This window comes from Streptomyces mayteni (assembly GCF_054783955.1).
In genome coordinates this window covers 51,002-64,052 of the sequence record NZ_BAAGPR010000018.1, presented here as the reverse complement: position 1 = coordinate 64,052, position 13,051 = coordinate 51,002, and the positions used below count along the sequence as shown (strand labels likewise).

Annotated in this window: 11 protein-coding genes and 1 pseudogene; 6 read left to right on the top strand and 6 right to left on the bottom strand. The window is 73.5% G+C overall.

Annotated elements, in window-relative coordinates; all coding sequences use genetic code 11:
- Positions 1-141 precede the first annotated feature (141 nt).
- Positions 142-1,215 (bottom strand): alkene reductase, encoded by a 1,074-nt coding sequence (locus ACYVPE_RS11380; RefSeq protein WP_461033370.1) that lies wholly within the window; start codon positions 1,213-1,215, stop codon positions 142-144.
- A gap of 114 nt (positions 1,216-1,329) precedes the next feature.
- Between ACYVPE_RS11380 and ACYVPE_RS11375 the strand changes: the two genes are divergently transcribed.
- The 3 genes from ACYVPE_RS11375 (at position 1,330) to ACYVPE_RS11365 (ending at position 3,938) form a co-directional block, all read left to right on the top strand.
- Positions 1,330-1,704 carry a MerR family transcriptional regulator gene (locus ACYVPE_RS11375; protein ID WP_461033369.1) on the top strand — a complete coding sequence of 125 codons (375 nt, stop codon included), beginning with the start codon at positions 1,330-1,332 and terminating at the stop codon, positions 1,702-1,704.
- Positions 1,705-1,861: 157 nt separating this feature from the next.
- Entirely contained in the window at positions 1,862-2,875 is a 1,014-nt protein-coding gene (locus ACYVPE_RS11370) for a class I SAM-dependent methyltransferase (RefSeq protein ID WP_461033368.1), read from the top strand.
- 40 nt (positions 2,876-2,915) lie between these two features.
- A complete protein-coding gene (locus ACYVPE_RS11365) occupies positions 2,916-3,938 on the top strand; it encodes an aminoglycoside phosphotransferase/kinase family protein (protein WP_461033367.1) in 1,023 nt (340 codons plus the stop codon).
- On the opposite strand, the gene ACYVPE_RS11360 is transcribed toward ACYVPE_RS11365, so the two are convergent.
- Complete coding sequence (locus ACYVPE_RS11360) at positions 3,932-5,761, bottom strand: VanW family protein (protein ID WP_461033366.1); 1,830 nt, start codon at positions 5,759-5,761, stop codon at positions 3,932-3,934. The two genes, ACYVPE_RS11365 and ACYVPE_RS11360, sit on opposite strands and share 7 nt — an antisense overlap.
- A gap of 233 nt (positions 5,762-5,994) precedes the next feature.
- Here ACYVPE_RS11360 and ACYVPE_RS11355 point away from each other — a divergent pair, with 233 nt between their 5' ends.
- Positions 5,995-7,773, top strand: coding sequence for a SpoIIE family protein phosphatase (locus tag ACYVPE_RS11355; protein ID WP_461033365.1), 1,779 nt, complete (start codon positions 5,995-5,997; stop codon positions 7,771-7,773).
- Here ACYVPE_RS11355 and ACYVPE_RS11350 read toward each other — a convergent pair.
- A complete protein-coding gene (locus tag ACYVPE_RS11350) occupies positions 7,718-8,170 on the bottom strand; it encodes an ATP-binding protein (protein ID WP_461033364.1) in 453 nt (150 codons plus the stop codon). The genes ACYVPE_RS11355 and ACYVPE_RS11350 overlap by 56 nt on opposite strands.
- Before the next feature lie 195 nt (positions 8,171-8,365).
- Here ACYVPE_RS11350 and ACYVPE_RS11345 point away from each other — a divergent pair, with 195 nt between their 5' ends.
- Together ACYVPE_RS11345 and ACYVPE_RS11340 are read left to right on the top strand one after the other, a co-directional pair.
- On the top strand, positions 8,366-9,223 hold the full coding sequence (locus ACYVPE_RS11345) for a helix-turn-helix domain-containing protein (RefSeq protein ID WP_461033363.1): 858 nt from the start codon (positions 8,366-8,368) through the stop codon (positions 9,221-9,223).
- 6 nt (positions 9,224-9,229) lie between these two features.
- Positions 9,230-9,499, top strand: a complete 270-nt coding sequence (locus ACYVPE_RS11340) for a DUF397 domain-containing protein (RefSeq protein ID WP_461033362.1) — start codon at positions 9,230-9,232, stop codon at positions 9,497-9,499.
- Positions 9,500-9,548: 49 nt separating this feature from the next.
- Here the strand turns inward: ACYVPE_RS11340 and ACYVPE_RS11335 are convergent.
- From ACYVPE_RS11335 to ACYVPE_RS11325, 3 genes and pseudogenes are all read right to left on the bottom strand, one after another.
- Positions 9,549-11,030, bottom strand: a pseudogene (locus ACYVPE_RS11335) (DHA2 family efflux MFS transporter permease subunit); the annotation flags it as partial.
- Positions 11,031-11,182: 152 nt separating this feature from the next.
- On the bottom strand, positions 11,183-12,676 hold the full coding sequence (locus ACYVPE_RS11330; RefSeq protein WP_461033361.1) for a cation:proton antiporter domain-containing protein: 1,494 nt from the start codon (positions 12,674-12,676) through the stop codon (positions 11,183-11,185).
- A 13-nt stretch (positions 12,677-12,689) separates the two neighbouring features.
- Positions 12,690-12,917 carry a potassium transporter TrkA gene (locus ACYVPE_RS11325; protein ID WP_461033360.1) on the bottom strand — a complete coding sequence of 76 codons (228 nt, stop codon included), beginning with the start codon at positions 12,915-12,917 and terminating at the stop codon, positions 12,690-12,692.
- Between the last annotated feature and the right edge of the window lie 134 nt (positions 12,918-13,051).

Sequence of the window (13,051 nt, the reverse complement as noted above, 5' to 3'; positions counted from 1 at the left end):
GCGCGCAGGTGAGGCACCCGGGCCGCCCGGCACGCGGTAACGCGCGGGCCGCCCGGTCGGCAGCGCGCAGGCCGACCGGGCCATCGGCGTGCGGATGGCCGCCGCCGTCTGATCCCGGGGGCCCGCGCCCCGCGCCCCCGGTCAGTAGCGGTGGCTCGGGTACTCCAGGTAGCCGGTCTCGCCGCCGCCGTACCAGGTGGCGCGGTCGGGGGTGGGGCGGAGCGGCACGCCGGTGCGGAAGCGCTCGACCAGGTCGGGGTTGGCGAGGAAGGCCCGGCCGAAGCCGACCAGGTCGGCGCCGGCCGCCAACCACCGTTCGCCGTCGGCCTGTTCGGTCTCCCGGGGCCCGATCTGGCCGCCCGGGTTGACGATCAGGGTGCCGGGCCACGCCTTGCGGAGCGCCGGCAGCAACTCGTCGTCCCCCTCGGGGGCCAGCAGATGGACGTAGGCGAGGCCGAGCGGGGCGAGCGCCTCGAACAGGGCCGCGTAGAGCGCGGGGGCGTCGTCCTCGACCATGTCCCACACCCGGCCGGCGGGGGAGAGGCGGATACCGACGCGGTCGGCGCCGACCGCGTCGACGCTCGCCTCCACCGCCTCGACGGCGAACCGGATCCGGCCGGCGACGGTGGAGCCGTAGCGGTCGGTGCGCAGGTTGGCGTTGCTGGAGAGGAACTGGTGGATCAGATAGCCGTTGGCGCCGTGCAGCTCGACGCCGTCGAAACCGGCGTCGACCGCGCGCCGGGCGGCGGCGCCGAACGCGGCGGCCTCGCCGCCGACCTCCGCCGTGCCCAGCGCCCGCGGCGCCGACGCGGGCCGCATGCCGTCCGGCGTGAACACGTCGGCGGGCAGCGTGACGGCGGACGGCGCGACCGGCTGGTGGCCGGCGACGGAGACGTGGCCGACCCGGCCGCCGTGCATCAACTGGGCGAGGATCCGGCCGCCGTTGGCGTGCACGGCGTCGGTCACCGGCCGCCAGGCGGCGACCTCGGCCTCGGTGCGAAGGCCCGGCGTGTAGGGGCCCGACTGGCCGGGGAAGGTCGGGGCCACACCCTCGCTGACGATCAGCCCCGCGGTGGCGCGCTGGGCGTAGTAGGTGGCCATCGACGGCGTCGCCAGGCCGTCCGCGGTGGCGCGGGCCCGGGTCATCGGGGCCATCACGACGCGGTTGGGCAGGCGCAGCTCGCCGATGCGGTAGCCGTCCAGAAGGCTGGTCACGGTCTGTTCCTTCGAGTCGCGGGAATCGATCGGTGGTGCGCGCGCGCTCATGACGCTAGAACCTCACGTCGACGTCAGAGGCAAGTCGCGTGACCCGGATCACAGTTGGAGGCCATGGTGCGGATCGGCGAACTCGCCGCCAGGACCGGAGTCAGCGTTCGGGCGCTGCGCTACTACGAGGAGCAGGGGCTGCTCACGGCGGAGCGCAGCGCGAGCGGGCAGCGGCACTACCGCGACCGCGCGGTGGACCGGGTGGGGACGATCCGGTGCCTCCACGCCGCCGGGGTGCCGAGCCGGGTGATCCTCGACCTGCTGCCCGGCATCGCGAGCGGCGAGTCGACCCCGGAGACGCTGACCCGCCTCGCGGCCGAGCGGGAGCGGCTCGCCGCCAGGATCGGCGACCTGGAGCGGGCGCGCGAGCGGCTCGACACCGTCATCGGTCAGGCCACCGCGGCCCTGCACACGGGCACCCTCTGCCGCCCCGCGTAGCCCCGTGGGCGGGCCCCCGGGCGGCGCCCGCGGGATCCCCGGCCCGCCATAACCCGAACGGCCGCATTTCGTCCCGCCCTGCATGCGCGTGTCGCGTCGCCCCCGCACGCTGGGGACAACGGGAATCCCGAAGATGCACAGGAAACAGGGGCATGCGATGACGACTTCCCAGCAGCAGCTGCCGGAGGGGGCGCGCTACTGCGCCGACACGTTCAACGGGGCCATCGCCTCGGCCGCGCTGAGCGCCGCGTGGGAGATCGGGCTGCTGGACGAACTCGACCAGCGGAGACGGGTCGACATAGCCGCGTTCGCCGAGCGGCGGGACGCGCACCCGCACACCGTGCGGGCCATCCTGGTCGCCCTCTCCAGCCGCCGGATCGTCAGCCTCGACCCGGAGCGCGAGACCGCCGAGACCGACATCGGGTTCGACGACGCCTTCCGCGCCCGGGCGTTCTTCTACTGGCTGACCCGGGGCTGCGGCGAACTGCTCACCACCCTGCCGGTCAAGGTGGTCAACAGCCTTCGGCAGGGCGGGTTCGTGCGGCGGGACGCCCGCGCCATCAGCGTGGCCTGCCGCAACATCACCCAGACCTTCTTCGACCCGCCGCTGCGCGACATGATCGACGGCCTGGAGATGGACGCCGTCGCCGACCTGGGCTGCGGTGGCGGCGAGCGGCTGCTCATGCTGGCGGCGCTGAAGCCGGAGGCGCGACTGATCGGGGTCGACATGTCGACCAGCGCGATCACCGTGGCCCGGGAGGCGGCGCGCGAGGCGGGCGTCCAGGACCGCGTCACGCTGACCCAGGACGACCTCGTGACGATGGGGCCGCGCCCCGAGTACGCCAAGGTCGACACGGTCACCTGCTTCCTGATGGGACACGACCTGTGGCCCCGGCAGAACTGCGTGCGCACCCTGCGCCGGCTGCGGACCGTCTTCCCCGACGTCCGCAACCTGATCCTCGGCGACACCTGCCGCTCCACCGGCCTCGACGGTCCGGAACACCCGCTGTTCACGCTCGGGTTCGAGACCGTGCACAGCGTGATGGGCCAGCTGCTGCCCACCATCGACGAGTGGTCCACGGCCATCGAGGAGGGCGGCTGGCGCATCGCCGACCGCCGCCTGTTGGACGTCCCGGCCTTCAGCTTCATCGACCGCCTCACCCCGGCGTAACCCGCTGGCCCACGGCGGGCGTTGGCGCCACACTGCACGGATGCCGCCCGACCTGACAGAGCCCCGTGAACTCGCCGCCGTCGCCGCCGCCTTCGACCTCGGTCGCCCGGTCGGCGCACTCCGCCGACTGCCCAACGGCGGCAACCCGTCGGTGAGCGGGCTGCTGACCACCGAGCGCGGCCGCTTCGTGGTCAAGACCGATCGGCTGACGGTCGCCGAGTGGCAGCTCAGGCGTGCGGAGCGCGCCCACCGGTTGCAGAGCGCGGCGCTGGCCGCCGGCGTCCCGATGCCCGGGCCCGTCGAGCCGCCCGCGCCGGCGGTCGGCTACTGGCACCGGTGGGGTGACGCCGATCTGGTGCGGGTGACCGAGTGGCAGGAGGGACACGAACTGCGGTCCGTGCCCGAGGGGGACGCGGACGCGGCGGCCTGGGTGGGCGCCACGCTCGCCAGGATCGCCCGCCTCGGGCTCGCCGGCGACGACGACGCCGCCAAGCCGCTCCAGACCGTCCCCGACTGGCACTCCTGGGCCGCCGAGGCCGAGGCCGGCGGGCTCGACGTCGCCGGTCCCGCCAGGGCGCTGCTGCCGGCCGTCGAGGAGGCCACCGCGCTGATCCTGGCGGCCGAGCGGGACGCGCCGCGCCGGCTGCTCGTCCACGGCGACACGTCCCGCGCCAACGTGCTGCGCACCCCGGCGGGTTACGCGCTGATCGACTGGGACGCGGTCAGCGCCGAGGTGCCCTGGTGGGAGGCGGTGAGCGTGGCGTTCCGCTTCGCCACCGCTTACGAAGGGCCGGTCGCCCAGGGCGATCCCGCGGTGGTGCGGCCGCTGCTCGACGCCTACCTCGCCGGCGGCGGTCCGGGCGGGCCGGCCGACGTCTCCGCGTTCGCCGGGATGTTGCGGGACCAGCTTGGCGTCACCGCCTGGTGCCTGTGGCTGGCGCTCGGACACCGGCGGGCGGACGCCGAGCAGCGTGCGTTCGGCGCGCGGATGGTCACGGCGGCCGAGCGCGCCCTGCCGGGGACGCTGCGCTCGCTCGACCGCTGGACCGCGCTGCTTCAGTAGCCCCAGCCCCACGGCCAGGGGTAGGACGGGTAGGGCCCGGCGTCCTGCTGCGGCGCCGGTGCCGGATCGGGCTCCGGCACGCTCGGGGTGACCGAGCCGGTGACGGTCGACGGGCAGATGATCCGGTCGCGTGGGGTGTAGCTGGTGGTGTAGGTCTCCCGGCCGACCTCCTCGCCGTCGTCGACGAAGATGCGCCGCACCTCGACGTCGAAGCCCTCCAACGGGGGTTGCGAGACGCAGTCCTCGCCCTCACCCCGGCGGGTCTCCGGCTCCCTGATGTTCTCGCGGGGGCCGGTGTCGGAGCGGACCTGGTCGTACTTCCTGGTGCCGAGGAAGGTGACGGTCACCGAGGTGTCGTCGGCGTCGGCCAGGATGTAGATCGCGTTGCCCGAGTCGTTGCGGAACCGCAGGTCGAGGCTGCCCCAGGCGACCGTGGCCTCGCGGCCCTCCGGGTAGCGCTCGATGTAGAACGAGTGCGCCCCGTGCTCCAGCGGCTCGACGCCGGCGAAGAAGATCGCGTTGTAGACCGTGGTGGCCACGGCGGACACCCCGCCGCCCTGGGCGCGCTGGTACCGGTCGTCCTGGATGATGACGCCCTCGACGAAGCCGTTCTCCTCGGTGCGCTCGCCGACCCGGTCGTTGAAGCTCCAGGCATCGTCGGGCAGCACCAGCGAGCCGTCGATCAGCTCGGCGGCCCGCCCGATGTTGGTGGTGCGGTAGCCGGCCGGCTCGAACTCGACGGTGAACGAGGACATCTCCTCGACCAGGCCGAGCTCCCGGTAGGTGTCCTCGTCGAGCGTCGGCTCGACCGGCTCGGTGTCGACGGGCGCGGTGCGGGCCCCGTCGCCGACCTCGGTGAGGAGGGGAAGCACCGCCTCGCCGACGGCCTCCGCCGACACCCGGCTGCCCGCCTCGCCCGGCTCGTCCATCACCACCCGGTCCCCGTCGAGCCGCACGCTGCCCTCGACGGGGTCCGTGGCCGCGGCGTCGAGCGCGTCGGCGAGGCGCTCGTCGGCCGCCAGCGCCTCGCCGTCCAACTCCGGGCGCAGCGTGCCCTGTCCGTCGGCGGTGAGGGTGAGGTGGTCGCCGATCACCGCGGGGGCGAGGGGGATCCGGCGGCCGTTGGCGGTGAGGGTGACCGGTCCTGACATCGCCGGCTCGGCGAACTCGGCGAGCGCCCGCTCCACCTCGCGCCGGTCGGTGCGCGGCTCGGCCTGCCACACCGGCAGCCGCACCGGTTGGGCGCCGGACTGGGCCGGGTACGCCTCGCGGAGCGGGGCGAGCGAGCCGGTCACGTCGAGCGCGACGCCCGCCTCCGGCTCGGTGACCTTGATCTCGCCGTCCTCGAAGGCCACGGCGCCCTCCCGGACGGTGCTCTCCCAGGAGGCGGCGAGCGCGGTCAGGCCGGTCTGCGCCTCGGCCGGGTCCTGCCTGACCACCGGGTCGAGCTCGCCGCCCCGGGCGCCGAACAGCCGGCGCAGCAGGCCGGGGCGGTCCGCCTGGGCCACGGTCGATCCGATGTCGACCCAGAGGCCGGCGGTGGCCGGTTCGATGGCGTGCCGTTCGTCCTCCTCCCCGCCGATCAGCACCTGGAGCGGCGCCGCCCAGTCGTCCGCGAGCTCCGCCGACAACCTGGCCTCCGCCTCCTCGGGCGAGAGACCGCCGATGTCCACGCCCTGGACGTGGGTACCTGGCGCTATGCCGCCGCTGAGCGGGGCGAAGAGCAGGATCCAGCCGAGGGTCAGACCGCCGAAACCGAGCGCCAGCACGCCGCCGATCAGAACCGGGCGGGGTGGGCGCGAAAGCTGGGGTATGCGCGACACGCCGCGCACACTAGCGCACCGTGATCGGCCGTGTGCAGGTCCGTTGCCCAATCCCTGCGAATCCATGCGGACATCTGTGCGGACCTGTGCGAACAGCGAGCCGCCCCGGGGTCCGGATCGACCACCGGTACGAGTCGTGGCGGCGGCGCTGTGGTGTCACAGTGGGAGGTGGACGGCGCGCCGGCGGGCGCATGTCCCGACGCGCTGTCGGGCCGACGAACGGACGGCAGGACATGGACGAGCTCTGGCCACCCGGGCGGGACGGCGGGCCGCTCCGCGACGGCTGGCCCGTCCGCCCCGACGTCTGCCTCGCGCTGAACCGGATGGGCGGCTTCGACTGGGATCTCGACCGGGACCTGCTGCACCTCGACGCGTCGGCCCGCGACGTCCTCGACCTGCCTCCCGACACGTACGACTCCCAGCCGGCGACGCTGCTCGCGCGGCTGCCGGAACAGGAGGCCGTCCGCGTCGACGGCACGGTGCGGCGGGCCCTGGAGGACGGCAGCGCCGGCTACGGCGTGTACTTCCGGGTGCGCCTGCGGGACGGGCGGCTGCGGTGGACGCACAGCCAGGCCCACATCGTCCGCGACGGGCGGGGCGTCCCGCACCGGGTCATCGGGATCGTGCGGGACGCCAGCGAGGAGCTCGGCCGGGTGGTGGCGCGCGAGGAGCTCGACGAGCGGCGCCGCCGCCACACGTCCGTCGTCGACCGGACCGTCGAGGCGCTGGCCAGGGCCGTGACGGTGCGGGACGTCACCGACGTGCTCACCGCGCGGGACGGGCTGCGCCGGCTCGGCGCCGCCAGCCTCAGGTTCGGCGTCATCGAGAACGGCCGCATCCACATCGTCGCCGAGGACCGCAGCCCGGCACCCGGGCTCGACAACGCCCGGCTCGACGAGCCGCTGCCGATGAACGAGGCGGTGCGCTCCCAGCGCCCCGTCTACATCAGCTCGCCCGAGGAGTTCGCCGAGCGCTTCCCGCTGCTCTGGCCGCACGTCGCGAACCTCGGCGTGAGCGCGGCCGCCTACCTGCCGCTGACCGCGCAGGGGGTGCCGCTCGGCGGCCTCGGACTGCTGTTCCAGGAGGAGCGCGACTTCCCCTCCGAGGAGCGCAACCTGCTGGCCGCGATCGGCGCCGGCGTCGCGCAGAGCCTACAGCGCGCCATGCTGGTCGAGCAGGAGCACGACCTCGCGGAGAACCTGCAGCACGCCATGCTGCCGCGCGGCGTCCCCACCGTCCGCGGGGCCGCGGTCGCCGCGCGCTACCGCTCCGCCCGGCTCGGCCGGGACGTCGGCGGCGACTGGTTCGACGTGATCCCGCTGCCCGGCGGCCGGGTGGCGGCCGTCATCGGCGACGTCCAGGGCCACGACACGCACGCGGCCACCGTGATGGGCCAACTGCGGGTGGTGCTGCGGGCGTTCGCGACGGAGGGGCATCCGGCCCCGGAGGTGGTCAGCCGCGCCTCGGCGTTCCTGCACGAACTCGACACCGACCGGTTCGCCACCTGCCTGTACGCCGAACACGACCCGGCCACCGGCCGGTTGAGCCTGGTGCGGGCCGGGCACCTCGCGCCGCTGATCCGGCACGCCGACGGCGCCTGCGAGCAGCTGCCGGTCGCCGGCGCGCTGCCGCTCGGCGTGGCAACCGAGTTCGGCGAGTTCGAACCGCCGGTCGGCGAGGGCCTGCTGGCGCCAGGGGAAACCCTGCTCCTCTACACGGACGGCCTGATCGAGCGGCCGGACCGCGACCTGGACGAGGGCGTGGCGACGCTGGCCGCCGCGCTCGGCGGCGGGCCGGAGGACCTGGAGCTGCTGGCCGACGTGATGACCGAGGTGCGCGGCCCCGGGCCCGACGTGGACGACATGGCGCTGGTGCTGCTGCGGCGCGGCGAGACCACCGGCCGGGAGCCGCCGGTCGGCGCCGGCGTGGTGGCCGGGCGGGCGGAGCCGCCGCTCCTCAGGGGCGTATCTCGGCCCACACCGTACAGCCCGACACGTGCCCAGGCGGGATGACGCCCCAGCGCACGGCCAGCGCGTCGAGCAGCAGCAGGCCCCGGCCGCCCTCCGCGTCCGAGCTCGCCTGACGCGGCACCCGGGGGGTCATGCCGTGGCCCTGGTCGGTGACCTCGATCCGCACCCCGGACCCCTGCGCCACCACCCAACACACCACCCGGTCACTGCGGGTGTGCCGTATGACGTTGGTCACCAGCTCGGATACGACCAGTTGCGCCGTGTCACGAACGGAGTCCGCGAGCCCCCAGCGATCGAGGCGGCACCGCACCCGGCTGCGCGCCGCGGCGACCGAGGTGGCGGTCGCCGGCAGGTCGATCCGCTCTCCCGGCGGGCTCGGAGCGCGGTGATCCGCGCACCGGGGCAGGGGAATGGGCGTCGTGCCGTGAAGTGGGGACACGGGCGGGGTCGCCTTCCGTGGAGCCTGAGCCATGGTGAGCCGGGTCACTTGCCTAACTATGGGCAACGACGGAGCGCGAGCGCAAGAGGAGTTCTGCAATTCGCAGAAAGCCAGTCGATCTCTGTCGATGCCGCTACGGGGTGTGGCAAACTTCTTCCCGGGTCGGGGGACTTGACGAGCCCTGAGGAGGGCGACGTGGCAGAGGCGCGTTCCGGGCCGACCGTGGGGCAGATCGTCCTCGGCATGCGGCTGCGCGACCTGCGGGAACGGGCCGGCCGCAGCTTCGTGGACGCCGCCCGCGCGCTGAGCGTCAACGCCACCACCGTGCGCCGCATGGAGAAGGCCGAGGTCGGCCTCAAGCCCCTCTACGTCAAGGCCCTGTTGGAGCTGTACGGCGTCCAGGGGGCCGAGGCGGCCGCCTTCATGGAGCTGGTCGAGGAGGCCAACCGACCCGGCTGGTGGCACCGGTTCCGCGACGTCACGCCCGACTGGTTCTCCCTCTACGTGAGCCTGGAGGGCGAGGCCAGCCTGATCAGGGCGTACGAACCGCACTGCGTCCCGGGGCTCCTGCAATCCCCGGACTATGCCAGAGTCCTGTTCAGGACGGGGTTTCCCGGCGCGCCGGCCGACGAGATCGACCGCAGGGTCGACCTGCGCATGGCGCGTCAGGAGTTGCTCCACCGGCCGCACGCCCCGCTGTTGTGGGCCGTGGTCGAGGAGCACGTGCTGCGCCGCAGGGTCGGTTCGCCGGCCGTGATGCGCGCGCAGATCGACCGGCTGATCGAGGCGACGGCGTCGCCGAACGTCTCGCTACAGATCATGCCGTTCAGTGCCGGGCCGCACCCCGGCATGTTCGGGCCGTTCCAGCTCTTCCGATTCGAGATCCCGGAGCTGCCCGACATCATCTACGCCGAGAGCCTGACCGGTGCGGTCTACCTGGACGAGCGGCCCGACACCGTGGCCTATCTCGAGGTGCTCGACCGCATGGGCGCGCAGGCCGCACCGGTTCAAGACACCGCGGCGATCCTCGGTGACATTCGCAAGGAGCTCTGACACCGCATGGGTGACGAGACGCGCCGCATGGCGCTCACGACCGAACGCATATACAACGGGATGCCCGCCCGGGAGTTGGGCACCGAGGGCTGGCGAAAGCCCTGGAGCGGGACGAACGGCGGCAACTGCGTCGAGGCGATGAAGCTGGCCGACGGCCGGGTGGCCCTCCGCCAGTCCACGGACCCGGACGGGCCCGCCCTGATCTACACCCCCCACGAGATCGAGACCTTCATCCGCGGCGCGAAGCGGGGAGACGCGGACTTCCTGCTGGCGTGACGCGCGCCCCGCGCGCCGCCGAAGCGGCGCGCGGGGCCCGCCGCCACTACCGGGTCCGCAGCGCCGTCTCCCGGATGAAGAGCGTCAGCAGCAGCGCGATCAGCGCCGCCGGGGCGGCGAAGAGGAAGATGTCGGCGACCCCGTGTCCGTAGGCGCTCTCGACCACCGCGCGCAGCGGGGCCGGGAGGGCGTCGAGGTCGGGGATCCCGCCGCCGGAGGCGGCGCCGGAGTCGACCCCGAGGTCGGCGAGGCCGTCCCTGGTGTAGCCCGCGACCCGGTTGGCCAGCAGCGCGCCGAGCGCCGAGACGCCGATCGCGCCGCCGAACGAGCGGAAGAAGGCCACGACCGAGCTGGCCACGCCCAGGTCCTTCGGCTCCACCTGGTTCTGGGTGGCCAGCACCAGGTTCTGCATCAGCATCCCGAGGCCCAGGCCCATCAGGCCCATGAACACGGCGATCCGCCAGTACGGCGTGTCGTAGCGCATGGTGCCGAGCAGCCCGGTGCCGGCGCTGACCAGCACCCCGCCGAGCACCAGCCAGCGCTTCCAGCGCCCGGTCCTGGTGATCAGCCGGCCGGAGACCGTGGACGACAGGAACATGCCGGCGATCATCGGGATGGTCGCGAGCCCCGAGACGGTGGCGCTCTGCCCGCGGGCCAGCTGGAAGAACTGGCTGAAGAAGACGGTGCCGGCGAACATCGCGATGCCGACGAAGAGCGAGGCGATCGAGGTCAGCGTGATCGTCTTGTCGCGGAAGAGCCGCAGCGGGATGATCGGGTCGCTGGCCCGCAGCTCGACGAGCACGAAGAGCGCGCCGAGCAGCAGCGAACCGCCGACCATGGCCGCGGTCTGCCAGGAGGCCCAGGGGTAGCTGTCGCCGGCCAGCGTCACCCAGATCAGCAGCAGCGAGACGGCGCCGCTCACCAGCAGCGCGCCGGCCCAGTCGATCCGCACCCGGCGCCTGGTCACGGGGAGGTGCAGGGTGCGCTGGAGGACGACGAGCGCGGCGAGCGCGAACGGCACCCCGATGTAGAAGCACCAGCGCCAGCCGAGGCCGGGGGTGTCCGTGATCACGCCGCCGACCAGCGGGCCGCTCACGGTGGCCACGGCGAAGGTCGCGCCCAGGTAGCCGCTGTAGCGGCCGCGCTCCCGGGGCGAGATCATCGCGGCCAGGATGATCTGCGAGAGCCCCACCAGACCGCCGACGCCGAGCCCCTGCACCACGCGGACCGTGATCAGCATGGCCGCGTTCTGCGAGAGGCCGGCTATCAGCGAGCCGACGACGTAGATGACGAGCGCGATCTGGATGAGCAGCTTCTTGCTGAACAGGTCCGCGAGCTTGCCCCACAGCGGCATCGAGGCCGTCATCGAGAGCAGGGTCGCGGTCACCACCCAGGTGTAGGCGGACTGCCCCGCGCCCAGGTCGGTGATGATGTGCGGCAGCGCGTTGGTGACGATCGTCGAGGACAGGATCGCCGCGAACATGCCGAGCAGCAGTCCGGACAGCGCCCGCATGATCTGCGGATGGGTCATCGCCTGGCCGGCTTCGAGCCGGCCGCCGGTCGGGGTCAGGTCTTCCTTACTCTGCGTTGTCACGGTCTCCCCATCGGTTGCTGTCCCGCTGGCGACCCTACGACAAGATGCTTACTACAGATAAACGAATTGGCGGAATCTTTAGCCGGACATCAGTCGACCGTGGCGGACCGCCGGCCGCCCAGCGGCGCCTGGACCAGGGTCTCGTCGGGGAAGCACCAGCGCCAGTCCTCGCCTGGCTCCGCGGACTGGATGATCGGGTGCCCCGACGCGTCCGCGTGGCCGCTGGCGTGCCGCCGCGGCGAGTCGTCGCAGCAGCCGACCCGGCCGCAGGTGACGCAGAGCCGCAGCTCGACCCAGTCGGTGCCCTCCGCCACGCACTGCGGACACTCCTCGGCGTCCGTCTCGGTGATCCGGATCCGGTCCAGGTGGGTGCAGGAGGTGCTGATCGTCTCCTCCCGGACGTAGCGCCAGCCGGGACGCAGTATCCAGTCCGGCATCAGCCTGGCCGCGTACCGCGAGTGGGTGGCGAGCAGCGGGCTGACCACCGCGAGCACCAGCACGTAGATCGCCACGAACGGGCCGATCCTGGCGTTCAGGCCGGCCGCCAGCGCCAGGGTGGCCAGGATCAGCGAGAACTCGCCGCGGCCCAGCATCGTCAGCCCGATGTTCACCGCGCCCCGCTGGTTGAACCCGAACAGCCGGGCCGCCGCGACGCCGGCGGCCAGGTTGCAGGCCAGCGTCAGCGCCACCGCGATCCCGACCGGCGCCGCCACCGCCCCCAGGTGCGCGACGTCGATGGTCAGCCCGAAGGTGACGAAGAAGACCGCCGCGAACACGTCGCGCAGCGGCAGCACAAGACGCACCACCCGCTCCCTGATCTCCGTGCGGGACAGCACGAGCCCGGTCAGCAGCGCGCCGATCGCGTCCGAGACCCCGAGCCGGTCGGAGAGGCCCGCCACGAGCACGACGAGCCCGATGGTCAGCACCGCGAACAGCTCGTCCTCCCGGCTGTCGACGAGGCTCGCCACCGCCCGCGCGCCGAACCTGGCCACCAGGAAGAGAAGCAGCAGGAACCCGAAGCTCGCCGCCACGTCGGCGGCGAGGCCGGCCGCCGAACCCGCCTGCGAGAGGACCGGCGAGAGCAGCGCCAGATAGAGGGCGAGGAACAGGTCCTCGATCACGACGATGCCGAGGATCACCGGCGTCTCCGCGTTGGTCAGCCGGTGCAGCTCGATCAGCAGCTTGGTGACGATCGCCGACGAGGAGATGCCGACCGCGCCGGCGATCACCAGCGCCTCCGACCCGCCCCAGCCGAGCACCAGACCGAACAGCAGCCCCGCGCACACGTTGACGCCGATGCAGATCACCGCGGCCAGGAACAGCCGCCGCCCGCCGCCGAGCACCTGGTCGACGGGGAACTCCACGCCCAGGTGGAACAGCAGCAGCACCAGGCCGAGCGCCGCGATCACCGCCAGGTCCCCGGGGTGGCGCACCAGTTCGGGCCCCGGGGTGGCCGGCCCGAAGGCGATGCCGACCAGCATGTAGCAGGGGATCGAAGGCAGCCCGAACCGTCGGGCGATCCGCGCCAGCAGCCCGGCGATCAGCACCGTGGCGCCCAGGCCGATCAGGTCGGGGTGGCCCACGCCGCGACGCCCCTCAGGACTCGAAGAACGTCGCCGACAGCACGGCGCTCACCTTGCGGGCCTGCTCCTCCGTCAGCTCGATCACGGCCGTCGGGTCCGCCGACGCGGTGGCGAAGACGTAGAGATCCCGTACCCCTCCGGAGCGCATGATCACCGAGATCCGCTGATCCGGCCGCCCGAGGTCGATGTCGTACCGCTTCCCCACGCCCGGCAGATCCTGGACGTGCACACCCTTGCCCATGCCTCGCTCCTCCTGACCTCGCCCGGCCCGCCGACGGCGGCGGGCCGACACGTCGCATTCTCCCGCAGGACGTGACAAACGGGGCGCCCCGGCCCGCGGGGTGCGCGGCGCGGGCGCGACGCCCCGTCAAGCGG